Annotated in this window: 13 protein-coding genes; 6 read left to right on the top strand and 7 right to left on the bottom strand. The window is 61.8% G+C overall.

Annotation, left to right across the window (positions count from 1 at the left end):
* Positions 1-104: 104 nt before the first annotated feature.
* Positions 105-944 carry an NOP5/NOP56 family protein gene (locus tag AArcS_RS07625; RefSeq protein ID WP_238479887.1) on the top strand — a complete coding sequence of 280 codons (840 nt, stop codon included), beginning with the start codon at positions 105-107 and terminating at the stop codon, positions 942-944.
* Positions 941-1,570, top strand: coding sequence for a fibrillarin-like rRNA/tRNA 2'-O-methyltransferase (locus AArcS_RS07620; RefSeq protein ID WP_238479886.1), 630 nt, complete (start codon positions 941-943; stop codon positions 1,568-1,570). The genes AArcS_RS07625 and AArcS_RS07620 overlap by 4 nt, the downstream gene beginning before the upstream one ends.
* Before the next feature lie 26 nt (positions 1,571-1,596).
* On the opposite strand, the gene rbcL is transcribed toward AArcS_RS07620, so the two are convergent.
* The 7 genes from rbcL to priS form a co-directional block, all read right to left on the bottom strand.
* A complete protein-coding gene (gene rbcL, locus AArcS_RS07615; RefSeq protein WP_238479885.1) occupies positions 1,597-2,844 on the bottom strand; it encodes a type III ribulose-bisphosphate carboxylase in 1,248 nt (415 codons plus the stop codon).
* Between the two features lie 70 nt (positions 2,845-2,914).
* The gene (locus AArcS_RS07610) at positions 2,915-4,000 is read right to left on the bottom strand and encodes a TrmB family transcriptional regulator (RefSeq protein WP_238479884.1); all 1,086 of its coding nucleotides are present in this window, start codon (positions 3,998-4,000) and stop codon (positions 2,915-2,917) included.
* A gap of 180 nt (positions 4,001-4,180) precedes the next feature.
* On the bottom strand, positions 4,181-5,245 hold the full coding sequence (gene trmB, locus AArcS_RS07605; protein WP_238479883.1) for an HTH-type sugar sensing transcriptional regulator TrmB: 1,065 nt from the start codon (positions 5,243-5,245) through the stop codon (positions 4,181-4,183).
* Between the two features lie 82 nt (positions 5,246-5,327).
* Positions 5,328-6,920: a sensor histidine kinase gene (locus AArcS_RS07600; RefSeq protein ID WP_238479882.1), complete on the bottom strand. Its 1,593-nt coding sequence runs from the start codon at positions 6,918-6,920 to the stop codon at positions 5,328-5,330.
* A 97-nt stretch (positions 6,921-7,017) separates the two neighbouring features.
* Complete coding sequence (gene bcp / locus AArcS_RS07595; RefSeq protein WP_238479881.1) at positions 7,018-7,467, bottom strand: thioredoxin-dependent thiol peroxidase; 450 nt, start codon at positions 7,465-7,467, stop codon at positions 7,018-7,020.
* Positions 7,468-7,520: 53 nt separating this feature from the next.
* Complete coding sequence (locus AArcS_RS07590; RefSeq protein ID WP_238479880.1) at positions 7,521-8,459, bottom strand: DNA replication complex subunit Gins51; 939 nt, start codon at positions 8,457-8,459, stop codon at positions 7,521-7,523.
* Complete coding sequence (priS, locus tag AArcS_RS07585) at positions 8,456-9,664, bottom strand: DNA primase small subunit PriS (RefSeq protein ID WP_238479879.1); 1,209 nt, start codon at positions 9,662-9,664, stop codon at positions 8,456-8,458. Before priS ends, AArcS_RS07590 begins: the two co-directional genes overlap by 4 nt.
* Before the next feature lie 157 nt (positions 9,665-9,821).
* Between priS and AArcS_RS07580 the strand changes: the two genes are divergently transcribed.
* From AArcS_RS07580 to AArcS_RS07565, 4 genes are all read left to right on the top strand, one after another.
* Positions 9,822-11,225: a hypothetical protein gene (locus AArcS_RS07580; protein WP_238479878.1), complete on the top strand. Its 1,404-nt coding sequence runs from the start codon at positions 9,822-9,824 to the stop codon at positions 11,223-11,225.
* Positions 11,226-11,316: 91 nt separating this feature from the next.
* Complete coding sequence (locus AArcS_RS07575; RefSeq protein ID WP_238479877.1) at positions 11,317-12,093, top strand: SDR family NAD(P)-dependent oxidoreductase; 777 nt, start codon at positions 11,317-11,319, stop codon at positions 12,091-12,093.
* Positions 12,090-13,094, top strand: a complete 1,005-nt coding sequence (locus AArcS_RS07570) for a TIGR04024 family LLM class F420-dependent oxidoreductase (protein ID WP_238479876.1) — start codon at positions 12,090-12,092, stop codon at positions 13,092-13,094. Before AArcS_RS07575 ends, AArcS_RS07570 begins: the two co-directional genes overlap by 4 nt.
* Before the next feature lie 150 nt (positions 13,095-13,244).
* Positions 13,245-17,729, top strand: a complete 4,485-nt coding sequence (locus tag AArcS_RS07565) for a DUF7997 domain-containing protein (RefSeq protein ID WP_375139641.1) — start codon at positions 13,245-13,247, stop codon at positions 17,727-17,729.
* Positions 17,730-17,738: the final 9 nt, after the last annotated feature.

Genomic DNA, 17,738 nt, shown 5'->3' with positions numbered 1-17,738 from the left:
GTGTTGAACGTACCGGCGCGCCAGGGCACGGATCCGAACAGTTCTTCGTCCGAGAGAGCGTAACGTATCGGGAGGGATATGGGGCGGGACCGACAAGCACGGGTATGAACGAGGACGTTGCGTCCGCCGGCTGGTTCGCCGATGTAGATCAGATGGAGGCGGAGGCTGCCGCAGCACGGATCCGGACCGGCGAGGCAGAGACGCCGGAGGCGTGGCCAGTACTCGCAGTCGAGTCGGGAGCAGTACCGGACGAGCAAGCGTACTACGACACACTCAGAGCGGCGACGCTTCGGGCCGCCCGGGATACAGTCACCGAGCGAGAGCGGGCAGACGACCGTCAGTTGATCCACGCCGTTCGCTCGATGGATGACTGTGACCGGGTCGCCAACGAACTCGCTGAACGACTCACCGAGTGGGCTGGGAGTCTGGACGACGAGGCTGGTTCTGGCGTCGAGTATGCCCGCGAGATTGCGGGCTCTGACGACCACGAGCCACGGCTCGTCTCGCTCGCCGAACGCATCGTCGGCCTGACTGACGAGGCCGAAGAGCTACGCACGTTCATCGAGCGCCGTGCGCCGGACGTCGCACCGAACCTCGCGGCGCTCGCCGGACCCGTCCTTGCCGCACGACTGATCTCGCTTGCTGGCGATCTGGAGTCGCTGGCAAAGAAGCCAAGCGGGACCGTTCAGGTTCTCGGCGCGGAAGACGCGCTGTTTGCCCACCTCCGGGGGCACGGGACCTCGCCGAAACACGGCGTCATCTTCACGCACGAGTACGTCCGCGCGACGGAACCGGACGAACGCGGCTCCGCTGCGCGCGCCCTCGCCGGGAAGCTCTCGATCGCCGCCCGGATCGATTATTACTCCGGCGAGTACAACGCCGAGCTGGAAGCCGAACTCGATCGGCGTATCGAGCGGATCCGCACGCGGGGTGAGTCGGAATGAGTTTGCCAGAAAGCGTCACGCGCCGGGAGTTCGACGGCGAGGAGCGACTCGCTACCCGCGGCCAGCCGGTCTACGGCGAGCCGACCGACGGCGACTGGCGACTCTGGGACGCCCGCCGATCGAAACTCGGCGCGATGTTCGAACTGGAGATGGAGACGGGCCTCGAAGACGACGATCACGTTCTCTATCTGGGTGCTGCAAGTGGGACTACGGTGAGCCATGTCGCCGACTTCGCCGGGCCGACGTACGCAGTCGAGTTTGCCACGCGACCCGCCAGAGACCTGCTCGACGTCGCCGAGAGCCGCAAGCGGCTGTTCCCGCTGGTGAAAGACGCCCGGATGCCGGAGCGGTACGCCCACGTCGTCGAAAGCGAGCTCGACGCGATCGTGCAGGACGTCGCAACGAGCGGGCAGGCTCGCGTCGCGCTCGAAAATAGGCGGTTTCTCGCCCACGACGGACGGCTCGTCGCCGCATTCAAGGCACGAAGCGAGGACGTCACGGCCGATCCCAACGACGTCTTCGAGGGGGTTCTGGCGACCCTGGAGAACGGGTACGAGATTCTCGAAACCGCGCGGATGGAGCCGTTCCACGACGACCATCTGGCGGTCGTGGCGACGCCGAAGTAGATCGTTCCTAGCGGAAACAGTATCGTCTATCGAGGCGTCTCGGTTCCCCACTCGTCCAGCGCCACGGCGAGTTCCGGGACCGTTTCTGCGCGGCGCTCCAGTGACTCGCCATCGACGTGGGCCTCGACCGCTTCCCGGAGCGCGCGTGCGCCCGCCTCTGTTCCGTCGGGATGGCCGTGGATTCCCCCGCCAGCCTGTACGCAGACGTTGGTTCCGACGGCGTCGAGCAACTGATCGACGATGCCAGGGTGGAGTCCACCGGATGCGACCGGGAGAACATCGTTCAGTCCGTGGAGGTCGCTCCGGAGCCATTCGTTGATACCGACTGTATCTTCGTTTGCGAGCTTCCCGAGCCCCGCCGTCCCGGTGTGGATGTGGTCGACGCCCGCAAGCCGCGCGAACTGCGCGAGACAGCGCATCGAGACGCCGTGATGATCGAGCCGGTCGAAGGCGGCGTGCATGGCGCGGTGGGCGTGGATCGCCAGCCCAAGCTCCTCACAGGCCTCACGGACGGTCTGGACTGCGGCCCAGCCCGTCGTGATGATGTCGACCATCACGAATCGACCGCCGTGGTCGGCGACGAACTCGGCCCGCCGGACCATCTCGTCGGTTTCTGCGGTGATGTTGATCAGATATCCCTTTCGCTCGCCCGTTTCGTCTTCGAGTTCGTCGCGCGCAGCCAGGCTCCGTCTGGCGCGCTCCTCGAAGGGATTAAAGGCCTGATCGGTCAGGTTCTCGTCGTCTTTGAGCAAGTCGACACCGCCACGCCAGGCCTCCCGACCGATCTCGACGTGCCGGTCGGTCGATAGCCCGACTTTCGGCTTCGGGACGGTTGCCGTGATCGGCCGGCCGTCGGCGTCGAGTAACTCCGACCGGACCTCCGAGCCGAACTGGGGGCCACGAAACCCCTCAACGAGCGAGGCGGGCCACTCACAGTCCATCAGCCGGATCGAGTCGACCGCTTTCATCCCCAGAATGTTCCCGGCGATACACGAGAGGATCTGCGGGAGGCTCCCGGCCTCGAACAGCGCGGCCGGGTATGCGACCAGCGCACGATCGGCGTCAATATCGAAGGCGACGGCACTGAGATCGGTGACGTCCTCGCCGGCCTGCAGGGGGGCCCACGTTCCGTTTGAGCTTTCGGACGCAACGCGGCTCGCCGCCTCGTCCATACTCATTCCTGCAGCCGGATCGAGACGGAACTCGCAGATGAGGTCAGTTTCGACCGGTTCGTACGCCGAGTCAAGAAAGTCGTCGTACTCGATGCCCGTCATGCTAGATCATATCGTTCACGGGCTGGCAGTATAGCCTTTTGCACGACCGGGAAATGTGGACGGAGGCCGTTCACTCCGAGTCGAAGCTCGTCACCGTGATCCGCTCGGCTTCGACGTCTTCCATGGTCGCGCCCCAACCACCGACCGAAATAACCTCGTCACCGGTGTCGACGCTGACCGCGGCGACGCCCGCAAACTCGGCGACCGATGGGGGCGACGTTTGCTCCCGGTCGATCTGGTCGAACTCGTTGGTCGTACTGATGTCAACGAGTTCCCCCCGAACCGTCCGTGAACGTCCTGTCAACGTGTCGACGCCAACGATTTCGAGACTGATTTCTGCCCCGTTGTCGAACATCGGTTTGACGTCGCGCACGAAGTATCGAAGATTGACGTAACTGTCCGGTCGATCCTCGTCGTAAGCCGTGTATAGCGGCTCCCAGACGTCCCACAGAGATGTGAGGAAGAACCAGTGAAACACGTAGGTGTGGCTTCGATCGTCAACGAGGACACCGTACTGATTGATCGAGTCGCTGTGTGGCGCGAAACATGTCTGTTTTCTATCGACGATCACGACGAACGGCGAGGGGAGTGGACGGTGTCGGGCTTCCGTACATGCACCGGACACCGTGTTCAAGTCGACCTCGTCACGGCCAGCAGAGTGGAGCGAGAGTTTGACCAGCACGCCCCTGTCTATTGCGTCGACGAGCGCCGGACGTAGCGCCTCGAACTGTGTGGGCGTGACGGCAAGCTGAACCTGATTATCCGCGTCTCCGATATATCGCTTTGCACTGTCGATAACGGTCTCGAAGCGCGAGACAATGCTCACTTTGCTCTGGCCTACCTCCGGCTGGCTCCAGCGCTCTTCGATCTCGCTGGCGGCACTCTCGAATTTCGATGCGCGCGAGCGAAGATCGGCAAGCACTTCGTCGGGATCGTGGGCGCGGGCGTGGAGACTGTCCTGCTCGTAAGTCTCGATGAATCCTTTCGACTCCAGATCGCGGAGCACGTCGTAGATTCGTGGGTCCGGAACCTGACTAAGATCAGCGAGATCCGTTGCGGACGCTGAACCGAGTTCAAGTAGCGTCACGTACGCCTCGGCCTGATACGGCGAGAGCCCAGCGTCCTGAAGGACGGTCGTCAACTCGTCTTGTTCCATTGTTAGTACCTATTGGTTGTGAGAGAATCCGTTACTTTCGGTTTCCTGTTCCGGACTGGCTGCCTGTCCATATCGGATACCAGCCGTACTCTTCCGCCTGTCACGTTCGTCATACATATGAGTACAACATCAGTTATAAAAGAGTAGGGACTGCGGCAGATCCGTCCTCCGCCGTGTCCCTCAACGTCCGACATCGGGAGGCCGCTCCCGTCCAACGTGGATTTCGTGCGCCTCGATATCCTCGAAGGCGGCGACCAGCCCACCGATGGCAAGCCGTTCGTCGCCGGTATCGACGGTGAGTCCCGCTACCTGCTCCGACGGGTCGAATTCCACATCGATAATTTTGCCGCTTACACTGCGTTTGCGTCCGGTTTCGACGTCCCGGCCTTCGATCGTTGCATGGAACTCTCCGCCGTCGTTGTGGAGGTCCTTGACACATCGCCGGATCGAAGCGTAGCGGCGGGGAAACGACCGGCCCGCACCGTTTTCCGCGAGCGTCCTCGAAGCGGTCGTCCAGAGTACGGTCCCGAAAAAGCCCGACACGAGAAAGCCGAGCGCGGAGCGGTTGAAGATCACGCCGTAACGGTCCCGTTCGTTGTTTCGGATGGCGTCCTGTGTGGCGTAGACAGAGTACTCCCAGTCCGCAACGGCAATGATCGGTGTAGTGATACCGTTTCTGGCCCGGACGGTGGTCGCAACGTCGAGATACCCATACTCGGCCGGGTCCGGGACCTCCGCTGCTGGGGTGAGCAATAGATCGATAGTCACTCCACTTGCACACTGTCTTCTCAGTTGCTCCTCGAACCGCTCTAGAAGTTCGGGGGTCAGTGATAACGCGAGTTCGTACTCGGCCGACTCGATGGCATCCTCGACGTATTTGAGAATCGTCGATCGGGATTTGACAAGCGATACCGCCTCGGTGTCACGTGCCGGTGCTGTGTAGCGCGCGTCGAGTTCGGCGATCATCTCGTCAATGGACTCTGTGACCTCCCCGAAGGCCATAGATGGATCGACGGCCGTGATCTTCATCGGTCGAGACTCTCGGAGCTCTACCAGCCCCCGGTCGCTGAGACTCCGAACCGTATCGTACACACGTGGCTGTGGGATCTCCGTACGTTCCGCTATTTCACTTGCGGTCAGTGTTCCCTGTTCCAGCACTGCCAGATAGGCATCGATCTCGTACTCACCGAGATCGAACCGATCCCCGACACGTTCCAGTTGTCCACGCAGATCCTCGGTGCTCATACTATCCCCGCTGTCCTCTAGCGATAAATTATTTATTATGTTCCGAGTAGCACTATATTATATAATCGGGTGGCTACTGCGATCACCCATCACCCTCGGCTGCAGGAATGGTGATGACTACTGTTGTCCCCGAATTACATCGGATCTCGACTGCTCCACCCGACTGTGAAACGATCCAGTCAACGAGCCAGAGACCGAGCCCACCGCTATGGTGGAGATGCGAGATCCGTTGCTCGCCGCTGACCACTAGCCGTTCGTCCGGGGGTATCCCGTCTCCATCATCACTGATAGCCAACGAAATCGTCCCGTCGTGCTGGCTGATCGTGATGTCAACAGCCGGCTCCGATCCTGCGTGTTCTCCGGCGTTCGTCAGGACTTCGTCGACTGCGGTTGGAAAGTCGGGACCGACAGCGACGGGGGCAGACTCTGGGTGATCGAGCGTCACGCTGGCATCCGGGTACCGTTCCTGAAAGGCCGCCACCTGCCGTTCGGCGATTTCGATGAGATCGGCGGTCTTGTCGTGATCAGTGGCACCCCTCATGAGCAGTTTTTCGGTCATTCGCGCCCGGTCGCTCAGGGTTAGAAGCTGGTCACACGCCTCGGCAATCTCGGCTGTTCCACTGTCGTCGTCCGTTTCGAGTTGCTCTGCCTGACCCATCACAACGTTGAGTGTGTTCCGCAGGTTGTGGCGCAACAGGCGATTTAGTACGAGCAACATCTGTTCACGTCGGGCGAGCGTTGCGGTAAGTCGATCGACCGCGTCGCTGATCTCGACCCATTCCGGGCTCCCGGTAAGTGGTATCTTCTGGTCGTACTGCCGGCGTTCGAGTCGCTCCAGACGCATCTGAAGCCGTTCTGTCTGTCGAATATGGTTTCGATATATCCATCCCCCGAACCCACCTACTGCGGCGAGCAAGACGAGTGCCAAGACTGATTGTACGAGCGCCAGCTGATGGACCTGTTCGGTCACCGCCGACTCACGTTGGTCGACCGTGACGACCCAGCCGGTGCTGGGGACGATAGCGGAGCCACTGATCGTCGTGTCGAACCGATCCTGTCGCTCGAATAGTGTCTCTCCGCCAAACTGTACTGATACTGTCGTCTCCGCTGTGTCCTGACGGCTGACTGCCGATTCGAAGAACGTCCCGTCCAGATACAGCGCGGCGTTGAGCGTCCCAACGACCTCGTCGTCATCGTAGATAGGGACGCTCAGTACGACGATTCTGTTCCCCGTATCAGCTAGAATCGGCTCGCTGACATGCTCGTCACCTGCAAGTGCTCTGCTTACGTACTCGCGGTCGCGATAATCCTGTCCAATCACCTCATCGGGCGACTCGCCCTCGGCTGTGAGTAAATTAACCATCTCGCCGTCGGCGTCAACCACCGAGACACCGCCGATCCCGTTGAGTCCCCATACGCCCTCCATCGCTGCTCGCTGCTCCTCCGAGCCGTGTTCGAGTAGCCGTGGATCATCCGCAGCCACCCGGAGTGTTCGATGATTCTCCTGAAGTTGCCGGTCCAGCACCGATGCTGTCTGGTCTGCACTGTCGTTGACATCCGCCTGTGCATCGGCTATCGCGGCCGATCGCTGTGATTCGAAGGTTACGAACATCACTCCGCTGATGACCAGGCCGAGGAGGGCCAGACTCAACAGGAACTTCCGGCGGAGTTCCATTGGACTCTACTGGTAGTCAGGCGACACCCAACCCTATTGAGAGTTGTGGTACTGGCTAGCAAGCAACGATCGAAGTTCTCGGGACGGAGTCGGCAGTTCACGCCAGGTTCGCGAGGATCTCGTCGGCGTGACCCTTGGGATCAACTCCCTCGTAGACGGCGACGATCTCACCGTCCTCGACGACGTACGTGTTCCTGAACACGCCGTCGAAGGTGTTGCCGAACATCGACTTTTCGCCGTAGGAGTCGTACGCGCTCGCGACAGTACCGTCTTCGTCCGACAACAGCATGATCGGCAGGTTGTACTCCCCCGCGAAGTCGGCGAGATCGTCGATCGGATCGTCGCTGATTCCCACCACATCGATTCCGCGCTGTTCGAACTCCTCCCATCGGTCCCGGAACCTACACGCTTCCGTAGTACAGCCAGGGGTATCAGCTCGGGGATAGAAGTAGACGACTACCAGCCCCTCGAACTCTTCGAGCGAAACCGCCTCACCGTGCTGGTCCTGTAGTTCGAACGCTGGCGCAGTATCTCCGGTATCGAGCATACAGACAGTCAGCCAGTGAGAGACAAGCGAGTTTCGGTACGGGAAGCCAGTGATCAATCGATCCGCTGTGCAGCGTCCTGTTCGACCAGCGGTTCGGCGTTGACCGTGGGGAGCGTTACGACGTCCTCTGCATCCAGTTCGTACTCCCTGTCGTCGACGCCGAATATCTCGCCGATCTCCTCGGTGATCCGGACCGTCGTTCGGTCAGTATCGTCGGTTGCTGGCGATGCTTCTGCGCCGTTCGTTGGTGTACCTCCTTCCGGCGGTATCTCCGGTGCTCTCCCGGCGTCATCTCCTGGGGGATCCCCACCTGGGGCCGGATCCTCCTGGCGCGTGGTCCCGTCGCGCGATGCTTTCACGGGTGGGTCAGAGCCGTCGCTTGCCTCACCGCCCATGAGATCGGCGGCGTCGATATCGGTATTGTTGACGGTTTCGACGTCTTCGGGCGGAACCTCGGGGGGTCGGTCCGGCGGTGCCGGTGGAGCGTCATCAGCCGATTCGGCCCGGTCCGGTGTCGGCTCGCCGGAGGGCTGGTCCGCACCGTGATCCTGAGGCCGACCACCGGTTGCTTCAGTATCCTCGCCTTCATCCGATACCGGGTTCGTCTCCCCGGCGAGGATGTCGAGCACGTGATCTTTGTTCCTCTCGATGCGGTCGACGAGGTCGCCGAATAACTCGGACTCCTCGCTCGTCAGGCCCTCTTCGTCGGCGGGCATTCCCGCCGCGGCGAGGCTCGCGCGCTTGACGATTTTGCCCATTCGGCGTTCGTAGACCGCCTCGACGACCTCTTCGGCAGTCTCGATCTCATCAGTTAGCTGGCTGACCTCCGTCGAAGAAAAGGGGTCGTCCGCTCGCTCGGCGGCCCGTTCACGTTCGTTTTTGAGGTTGGCAATGTAGTTACCGACATCCTCGTAAAACGAGTCGCGCAGGTGCTGCAAGCTGTCTTTCTGACGCTCTTTGCTTTGTACGGAGCGCAAATCGTCGAGGTTCATTCTTTTTCCTTTTCAGCGTGACCGCGGGCCATCAGATAGACGCCCACGAACTCGGGTACTGTCTGTGCACCCTCCGTAATTGTAAAGCTATCGCCGCCAAGTCGGATCTCGCCGCGGTCGGTTCCGGTCCCCGGCAGGGCGTCGAGATCGGGCACGTCGATCCGGATCTCCTGGCCGACAAACGGGTCGGGAATGGCATCGTCGAGCGGCCTGAACGTGTCGAGCGCGTCGCGCTCGATCCGGGAGACGACAAGACCGGACCCGCCGTGCAGGCTCCCCGGTAGGCGGATCAAGCGATTCGTATCCGTGGTTACCGGCTCGTCGATCGGGGCGCTTTCCGTTTCGATCACGTCCTCGGTTAGCAGTCGTGCGACCTGATAGAAGGCTGGATGCACGTCGATGTTGCCTGCCACGATCTCATCGTAGTTGTTCCGCGCCGCGGTGAGCGCAGCGGTTGATTTCCCCTCGCCGATCCGTTCGAACTCCTGAAGCCGGTCGATCGCGTCGTCCTCGGGGAGCGCGAGCAGTTCGTCGACGAGGTCAACCAGCCGTCTGTGGACACGGCCGCTCCAGCCCCCATCGGTGATCAGCGACCGCTTGTGTGCCGGACTGGAGCGTCCGGCGGTGCCACCAACTGCCTCGTGCTCGACGAGGTTCTCGAACTCGACGTCGATCCCGCGGACGTAATCGACGATCTCGCGGCGGTCGTCCCGGTCGAGCCGTCTAATCCCCTCGTCGCGCACGTGAACGTGATAACCACGTCCACCAGAGAAGACGATGGTCATGTCTTCAAACGCGAAATCGGACTCCAGAAAATCCAGTAGCCTGAAAAGAGCCTCTTTGCAGGTCGCCAGCATGTCCTCGTAGCTATCCTCTTCCGGAGAGACGCCGGGGAGATGGTCGGCGTCGAGATCGAAGACGAGATCCGAACTCCGCCAGCCCTTCTGTTGCATCTTTCCAGCACCCGGATCGTCGTACCGCCCCGCTGAAAAGTAGACGTGACGCGGGCGCTTTCGTGCGAGGAAGTCGTCGACTGCTCCGATATCAAGCAGTGAACGGTGGCGCACCATCGTGGTGCCGGAGCCGCTTGTCCACGGGATAAATCCCCACTCGCGCAGGTTCGCGTCCGGCGGCGGCGAGACCGCTGTCCGCCGATAGTAGTCTCGGAACCGACCGCGGAGGTACGCTCGGGTGCGCTCTTCCATCGGTTACAGTCGTATGAAAGCGGGGATAGTTAAGGTACCGTTTGCGCTTTGGCGTCGTATCGGTCGTATCCGGGTTGTGTGGCGACTGGACTGTAAGCCCGACTTACTCCTGTTTGAACCCGTATAACTAATCAGGAACGCTCCGTGCGATTCCGCGATGTCCAATGGAGAAGCCGCCTCGCCGGGACCGAACAGAAGGCAACTGCTCGGGCTCCTCGGGGCTGGCAGTCTCACTGCGCTCTCCGCGGCAATAGTCGCGACGAGTAGCGCACTCGACGACGATGAACTGGAGGACGACGAAGAGGACGGGGACGACCCACCTGACGACGGGGATGAGGCGGAGGGTGAGGAATCGATGGACCTATTCTCAATCGACTGGGACACTAGGTACGGTAACGATCGTGCCGGGACGTTCACGGCTGTGAACCGCGAAGATGGGGGTCTTGAACTCGGCGGCGTCCAGTTGGACGAGGACGACGCGGGGGTCGGCTGGCTCGTCGACGGTGCCGACCCTGAAAGCGAAACAACTGCCCATACTTACGTCTCTGAACTGAATCTATCGAGACAAGATGTCGACGAAGGATACGCCGTCCACGATTCGATCGAACTCGTCCTCCCGGTCGACGACGGTAGATTGCTCGTTGGCTGGACGCACGACATCTCTCCCGATAGCAAGACAGCGTGGGTCAGACGAGTCGACGGGGACGGAGCCGAGGAATGGGACGCCGAATACACCCGACCGGAGGTTAACTCCTTTCGGGATGTCTTTCTTGACGGCGTGGCCACCGATGACGACGGTGCTGTTCTCGCTGGCGTCACACTCGGCTCCGAGTTCGTCGATACACGGCATGGCGACGGCTGGCTGGCGAAAATCGCTGCGGACGGCGAACGAGAGTGGGAGCAAACGTACAATACGGCCGATACCACGCACACGGACTGGACTGAGGACGATCGGCACGACCGGTTGACGACGATCACACGGGTTGAGGAGGGTTACCTGCTGGCTGGCACGACGACACTCGGTGAGGATTCGTCGGTGGCTCCCTCGGAACCGTGGATCCTCGCCGTCGATGAGGAAGGCGAGAAACGGTGGGAGGTGTACGACGATCGAGAGCTAGACGAGGATAGTGACCGGCAAAACCGGGTAATCGAGGATCTCGCGCTGAACGGAGCGGACGTCCTTGCGGCCGGAACTGTCGGGAGCTACGAGTACGCCCGGCCGTTCCGGACGAACGTTCTTACTGGAGACGGCTGGCTCGGGTACCTGCAGGACGGGTCGTTTGACTGGCAACAGCGAATCGAGGGGGCATCGATACGGACGGTTGATCACATCGGGGAGGGATACTACGTCCTTGGCGGTCAGCGCGACGACAGTGCGTGGCTGGGTATCATCGATTCCGACGGTGAACTTATCGACCAGAAACGACTCCACGACGCAGACGGTGTGGTGCTCGCGACGACCTATGAAGAGGACGAACTGGTGGTAGCTGGACGTCGATCCGACGGCACGATCCCTGTGGGCTTTGCGACGGGTGTGTCCATCGAAGTCCCGGATGCCTGAGGACCGTCCCGCCCGGAGAAACTTTATCACAATTGATTGTGTATCATGCAGTGTGCATGAGTCTCACTGATCGGTTTATACGGGGTGCTGTATGACTGACACACAGTTCAGCATCGACGGGTCGACTGCGATCGTCACTGGGTCCTCCAGCGGTATCGGCAAGGCTATTGCCGAGCGGTTCGCCGCGGACGGACTCGACGTCGTGATCTGTTCGCGCGAGCAGGACAACGTCGATGCCGTAGCCGAGTCGATCACAGAGAGCGATCGCCCCGGATCCGCGCTGGCGGTCGAGTGCGATGTCACCGACAGAGATGCGGTCGAGGCACTGGTCGAAACGACGGTCGAGGAGTTCGGCGGCCTCGACGTGCTGGTCAACAACGCCGGTGCCTCGTTCATGGCGAACTTCGACGGTATCAGCCCGAATGGCTGGGCGACGATCGTCGATATCAATCTCACCGGGACCTATCACTGCACGCAGGCCGCAGGCGAGTACCTGAAAGACGGCGGTGGCAGTGTCATCAACCTCTCCAGCGAGGCGGGACAGGACGGCGCTCCGTATATGAGCCATTACGCCGCCGCGAAGGCCGCGGTGATCAACCTCACGACGACGCTCGGACACGAGTGGGCGAGCGACGACGTCCGCGTCAACTGTATCGCACCCGGCTACGTGGCGACGCCCGGCGTCGAATCACAGATGGGCGTCACTGCCGACGAAATCGATCGTGACACGGTCGACCGAACGATCGGGCTGAGCGAGGAGATCGCGGATATCGCACAGTTTCTGGCGAGTCCGGCTGCATCCTACATCGTCGGCGAGACGATTCGTGCGGCTGGCGCACCCGACCTCATGAAATCACCGAACCAATGACAGACCGAGAGATCCACCTTCCAGTAGCCGCACAGAGCAGTATCGATGGCATCGCCGAGATCACCCAGCACGCCGAATCGGAGGGCTACGTCCGCGCGTGGATGCCCGAAACCTGGGGTCGTGATGGTGTCACGACGCTGACGACGCTCGCCGAGCGCACCGATCGGATCGAACTCGGAACCAGCATCGCGAACGTCTTTTCGCGCTCGCCCGCGCTGCTCGGCCAGACCGCGGCGACGCTTCAGGAGGTGTCCAACGGCCGTTTCCGTCTGGGGATCGGTCCGAGCGGCCCCGCCGTGATCGAAGGATGGCACGGCGAATCGTTCGATCGTCCCCTGCGACGTACCCGCGAATACGTCGAGATCATCGAGCGTGTCGTCGCGGGCGAAGGGCTGGAGTACGACGGTGACATCTACTCACTTTCGGGGTTCCGACTCCGATTTGATCCACCGGAGACGCCGCCACCGATCGATGTCGCTGGGATGGGCCCGAAATCCGTCGAACTCGCGGGCCGGTTCGCCGACGGATGGCACGCCACAACCTTCACACCCGATGGGCTCCGCGAGCGACTCGGCGACCTTCGAAGAGGCGCGGAACTGGGTGACAGGTCACCCGACGATATCCGGGTCTCACTCTCGCTACCCTGCTGCGTGCTCGAAGATGGGGACCGTGCTCGCGAACTGGCGGCACAGCATCTCGCGTTTTACGTGGGGGCGATGGGAACGTACTATCGCAAATCGCTTGCCAGACAGGGCTACGAAACGGAAGCAAACGAGATTGCCGCACGCTGGGCCAGCGGTGATCAGGCGGCCGCAATAGCATTGATCGAAGACGAACTGCTTGATGAACTCGCCGTTGCGGGCACGCCCGAACGGGCCCGCGAGCAGCTCCAGACGTTCACCGAAATCAAGGGACTCGACGCTGTGGCACTTGCATTCCCACGGGGAGCATCACCCGCTGATATCGACGCCACCGTCACGGCAATGGCGACAGATAACTGAACGGATCTCGACCTTGCACGAATATTTTCCACCATCTGTCTGGCTGTTTGCCACAGTACCGTGGCATGAGTAAGTTTAAATATGGATACCGACTAGCGACGTGATGAACGATTTCCGCCAACATTCAGGCGGGGACCCTGATCTTTCACCATGACCATGCGCATTGCGATCGACGAATACAAGCGAGAGCATCACGACGACGGTACCCATCCCGGCGAGCGATCGTCGGTCAATGGGCTGTTCAGCGGTGATGAGGGACGACTCGTCTACGTTGACCGGAGCGGATCGATCCGCGATTACTCCGGTGCCACATTGAACAAACACGGTATCGAACGTTCCCGTCTGGGGATCGGCTCGGACGACGGGGTACACTGGTTCGACGAGATGGAGACGACCCGGCAGACCTACGAGGGCGAGACGACCATGATCGTCACGGAACACGACGCCGGAGAGTTCTCCGTTCACCAGTACGATTACACCCTGGAGCGGGCACACCTCACCCACGTCGAAGTGCGTGGTGACATGCCAGAGCGCCCACGACTCGTCGCCGCGATGGCGTTTTCACCCGATGGTCAGTCAAGCAGTGTCGGCCATCTCATGCATGAGGGCGTCCTCGAAGTCTTCCACGACGTCGAACACGATTACGTTACTGCATCGACCGGCATCCAGAACGTCAGCAGTCAACGCCGCGAGGGGCTGGATGCACTCCTGTCGGACGATCCAGCCGGGCTGGGGATCGATTCACACACCGACGACGACCTCTCGGATACGATGGTCGTCGAGACGAAACTCGACGACGAGGGCGGACATGCACAGTCCACGCTTGTCACGCTGGTCGCCGACCACGAGGAGACCAACAGGGACGATGCGCTGGCACACGTCCGTGCGTTCGCGGACCATTACCAGACTGACCGGGCAATTCGCAAGCGTGCGAACCTGCACAACTCGATCGACGTTCCGGACATCCCATCGCGGGACTCGGTCGTCGATGATCTGCGTGCACTCTCCCTGCTCACCGCACCGACAGGTGCACGGATCAAGGGGCCGGAGTACGACCCGTATCACGTCTATTCCGGCGGGTACGGCTATACGTGGTTCCGTGACGACGCTGAGATCGCCCGACACTTGCTCTCGGTTGACGATCAGTTTGGCGTCGAACTCGAAGAGCGCCACGCCGACTCGGCCAGATTCTACGCCGAAACGCAACTCTCCGACGGGACGTGGCCACAGCGCGTGTGGGCGCACAACGGCGCGCTGGCCCCCGGCTGGGGCAACTCACGTGTCAGCCGTGACGGCACCGAGTACGCCGCCGACGGAACCGCAAGCGTGCTGGCGTATCTCGCGACCTACCTGCGACAGGGCTCTCCGGAGACTGATCTGTTTGCCCGGGTAGAGGGAACGATCCGGGCAGGGTTCGAGGGACTGACCGACCTCCTCGACAAGGACGGGCTCCCCGAGCCGTGTCTGGACATCTGGGAGGGCGAGACAGGTCGGTTCACTCACACTGCCGCGATGGAACTGCTCGCCTTTTCGGCCATCGCACGCGCACCGATCGACCAGGAGTTGACCGAAGCGGCATCGGCACGGGCCAAAGCGATCTACGAGGGCCTCGATGATCGGTTCGCAGAGGAGGGCATCTTCGAGCGAAAACCCGGAGACACGACCGCCGATGCGAGTACGCTTGCGCTCGTCGAAGCACACCGCGAGTATGCTAAGGGGGTCGACGACGTCGACGATACCCGGCTCGATCAGCTCGCCTCACACGTCGACATGACCATCGAGCGGCTCACACGGACTGACGATGCCGGGGAGCTCTTCGGCCTCTGCCGGTTCGAGGGCGACGAGTTCCGCAAGCGCGGACAGGACGGGGAGAAAGTATGGCCGCTCGCGACGGTCTGGGGGGCCGAGGCTCTCGCTGCGCTAGGCGACCTCGTCGAGGACGAGGAGTGGGAAGAGCAAATGTTCGAATGGTCCAGAGAGCTTCTCTCCGCCGTCGAAGCGGACGGACACCTGGTCGGCGATTCCGGGTATCTCCCCGAGCAGGTGTTCGACGACGGACAGGCCGACAGTGCGACGCCACTGGCATGGGCACACGCAAAACGATCGGGGACTATCGCAACCCTGCAGAACGTCGGTGGGCTCAGCACGACCTCACAGACTACTCAGCCGGTCGGTCCGGCAGTGGCATCCACGTGGACCACTGGGGAAAAGTACGGGATCGGGACGGCTGCAGACCACGGCACCGAGTCACCCTCGCGGGTCTGGTTCACGCTGACCGAGGGCGCGCTCACCGAGCCACGATTCCCGCGTGCGGACCTGATGAACTTCCGGACACTCGATTTCCTCGTCGTCGACGCCGACGAGGAGTCAAGCTATACGGCACGGACGCACAACGAGGACCGTACCGACGACTCTCTGGAAACGATCGAGCGCGAAACCGAAATGGTTGGCTCTGACTCGCTGGTCTACCGACAGACCATTACCGAGACCGGGTCGAACGGTCACGGCTGGGAGATCGTCGTCGAGTACATTACGGACCCGGAGACCGAGACCATCCTGATGGACTTCGGCTTTACGGCGACCGATAGTAATCAGTACGACATCTACGTCGTCGGCGATGCTGCGCTGTCGGGATACATGCAGGGAACCGAAAGCGAGCTCGTAGAGGACGCCGACGGCTACGCGCTGACCGCATGGGACGTCGAAGCTGCTGATGATCCCGCGTTCGTCGATCCGAACGGAGAGCCGTATCAGGTCGCCGCTGCGATCGCATCACACCGGTCGTTCGACTGGGCGACCGTCGGACTGGCCGGGCAGGAACACCTCGCACGGTTGTTCGCTGACGGAGAACCGACCGACTCCGTCGATCACGCCGATCCCGGCCACGGCGTGCTGGTCGGACGGGTCGGAGAGCGAACCGGGTCGATCGCGGATACGATCGCACTCGGATTCGCCGAGAACGCGGACACCGATCGCGCACTCACGGAAGCCCAGCGGGCACTCTCACGTGGCTACGTCGGCGTCAGAAGCGAGTACGTCGATAGCTGGCAATCCTACACCGAGTCCATCGAGCTTCCGGAGTCGGTCCAGTCGAGCCCGGCGCTTGCAAACCAGTACCGTGCTGCCGCGATGGTGCTCAAGGCGGTCGAGGACAAGACGTTCGTCGGCGCGGGCATCGCCAGCCCCTCCGTCCCGTGGGGAGTCAACGTCGATGCAGAGAACCCGATGGACTTCGGTTACAACTTCACCTGGGCGCGTGACCTCTATCAGGTGTTCACCGCGCTCGAAGCGATCGGTGATCTCGATAGCGCCATCGAGGCAACCGAGTACATCTACGACTACCAGCAGCGCCCGAACGGGTTCATCTCGCAGAACACCTACCTCGACGGGCGGATCCGCTGGGGCGGCGAACAACTCGACAACGTCGCGTTCCCCTCGGTGATGGCGTATCAGCTCTACGCTGACCACGGCATCGAGTTCGACGACGTAGTCTACGACTACGACCACGTCCGTCGCTCTGTCGAGTATATGCTCCGGTCCGGTCCACGAAGCGGTCAGGAGCGCTGGGAGGAGGAAGCCGGCTACTCGCCGTCGACGATCGCGGCCGAGATCGCCGGGATCGCCTGTGCGGCGCCGCTCGCGGACGCCGAAGGAGAGCGTGCCGACGCGCTGGCATATCTCGGCTTCGCCGACTACTGGCGTACCGGCGTCGATCGCTGGTGTGCAACATACGAGGGGACCGAGCGCCACGACGAAGCGCCGTACTATATCCGTGTCTCACGAAACGGCGCCCCCGACAGTGGCGTCAAACGTGAGCTGGCAAACAACGGACCGACACTGGACGAACGAGATATTATCGACGGCGGTTTCCTCGAACTCGTCAGGCTTGGCATCCGCTCGCCAGACTACGAACTGATCGAGAACTCGATCGAGGTCGCCGACGACACGATCCGTGTCGAGACGCCCAACGGCCCCGGCTGGTATCGCTACAACGGCGACTGTTACGGCGAGATGAGTGAGGTCGAACCGGATGAGGGAGGGCCCTGGGCACTGGACCGGCAGGGAGCCGGCCGGCTCTGGCCCATCTTCACCGGCGAACGCGCCGAGTACGAACTGCTCGCCGGTACCGAGAGCGGTGAGGAGGATCCCCAGCGGCTACTCGAAACGATGCAACAGTTCGCGAACTCCGCCCGGATGATTCCCGAACAGGTCTGGGACCGCGAATATCCAACCGAATACGGTTGGGAGTTCGGTGAGGGGACCGGTGCTGCGACGCCACTCGCGTGGAGTATGGCGCAGTACATCCGCCTTGCCGACGGAATCGACGCTGGAGAACCCGTCGAAACACCGGCTTTCGTCCAGGAGCGCTATACGGTCCACGATCCGGACGGCCCGCCGATGGCTGTCGACGAGATTACCGTCGAGGACGAAACTGCAACCGTCACAGGGACGACCCGTGGCGACAGTATCGTTCTCTGGACACACGACGATACGCAGTTGTACTCGGCAGACGGTGGAGAGTTCGAGGGCACCGTCGAAGTCGGCCCCGGCACCGAGTCAATAACGGTTATCGCGGCAACTGACGCCGACGAGCTCGAGCAGGTCGGGACGACGCTCACGACCGTCGAACTGTAACTGGTATGT

Source organism: Natranaeroarchaeum sulfidigenes, from assembly GCF_017094485.1.
GTDB classification, from domain to species: domain Archaea; phylum Halobacteriota; class Halobacteria; order Halobacteriales; family Natronoarchaeaceae; genus Natranaeroarchaeum; species Natranaeroarchaeum sulfidigenes.
Note: the sequence above shows the minus strand (reverse complement) of the source record. Positions and strands in the feature narration are given on the sequence as shown.

Coding starts and splice junctions, on each gene's coding strand:
- AArcS_RS07625 (WP_238479887.1), top strand. CDS start 105: ATGAACGAGGACGTTGCGTCCGCCGGCTGGTTCGCCGATGTAGATCAG.
- AArcS_RS07620 (WP_238479886.1), top strand. CDS start 941: ATGAGTTTGCCAGAAAGCGTCACGCGCCGGGAGTTCGACGGCGAGGAG.
- rbcL (WP_238479885.1), bottom strand. CDS start 2,844: ATGACGGGCATCGAGTACGACGACTTTCTTGACTCGGCGTACGAACCG.
- AArcS_RS07610 (WP_238479884.1), bottom strand. CDS start 4,000: ATGGAACAAGACGAGTTGACGACCGTCCTTCAGGACGCTGGGCTCTCG.
- trmB (WP_238479883.1), bottom strand. CDS start 5,245: ATGAGCACCGAGGATCTGCGTGGACAACTGGAACGTGTCGGGGATCGG.
- AArcS_RS07600 (WP_238479882.1), bottom strand. CDS start 6,920: ATGGAACTCCGCCGGAAGTTCCTGTTGAGTCTGGCCCTCCTCGGCCTG.
- bcp (WP_238479881.1), bottom strand. CDS start 7,467: ATGCTCGATACCGGAGATACTGCGCCAGCGTTCGAACTACAGGACCAG.
- AArcS_RS07590 (WP_238479880.1), bottom strand. CDS start 8,459: ATGAACCTCGACGATTTGCGCTCCGTACAAAGCAAAGAGCGTCAGAAA.
- priS (WP_238479879.1), bottom strand. CDS start 9,664: ATGGAAGAGCGCACCCGAGCGTACCTCCGCGGTCGGTTCCGAGACTAC.
- AArcS_RS07580 (WP_238479878.1), top strand. CDS start 9,822: ATGTCCAATGGAGAAGCCGCCTCGCCGGGACCGAACAGAAGGCAACTG.
- AArcS_RS07575 (WP_238479877.1), top strand. CDS start 11,317: ATGACTGACACACAGTTCAGCATCGACGGGTCGACTGCGATCGTCACT.
- AArcS_RS07570 (WP_238479876.1), top strand. CDS start 12,090: ATGACAGACCGAGAGATCCACCTTCCAGTAGCCGCACAGAGCAGTATC.
- AArcS_RS07565 (WP_375139641.1), top strand. CDS start 13,245: ATGACCATGCGCATTGCGATCGACGAATACAAGCGAGAGCATCACGAC.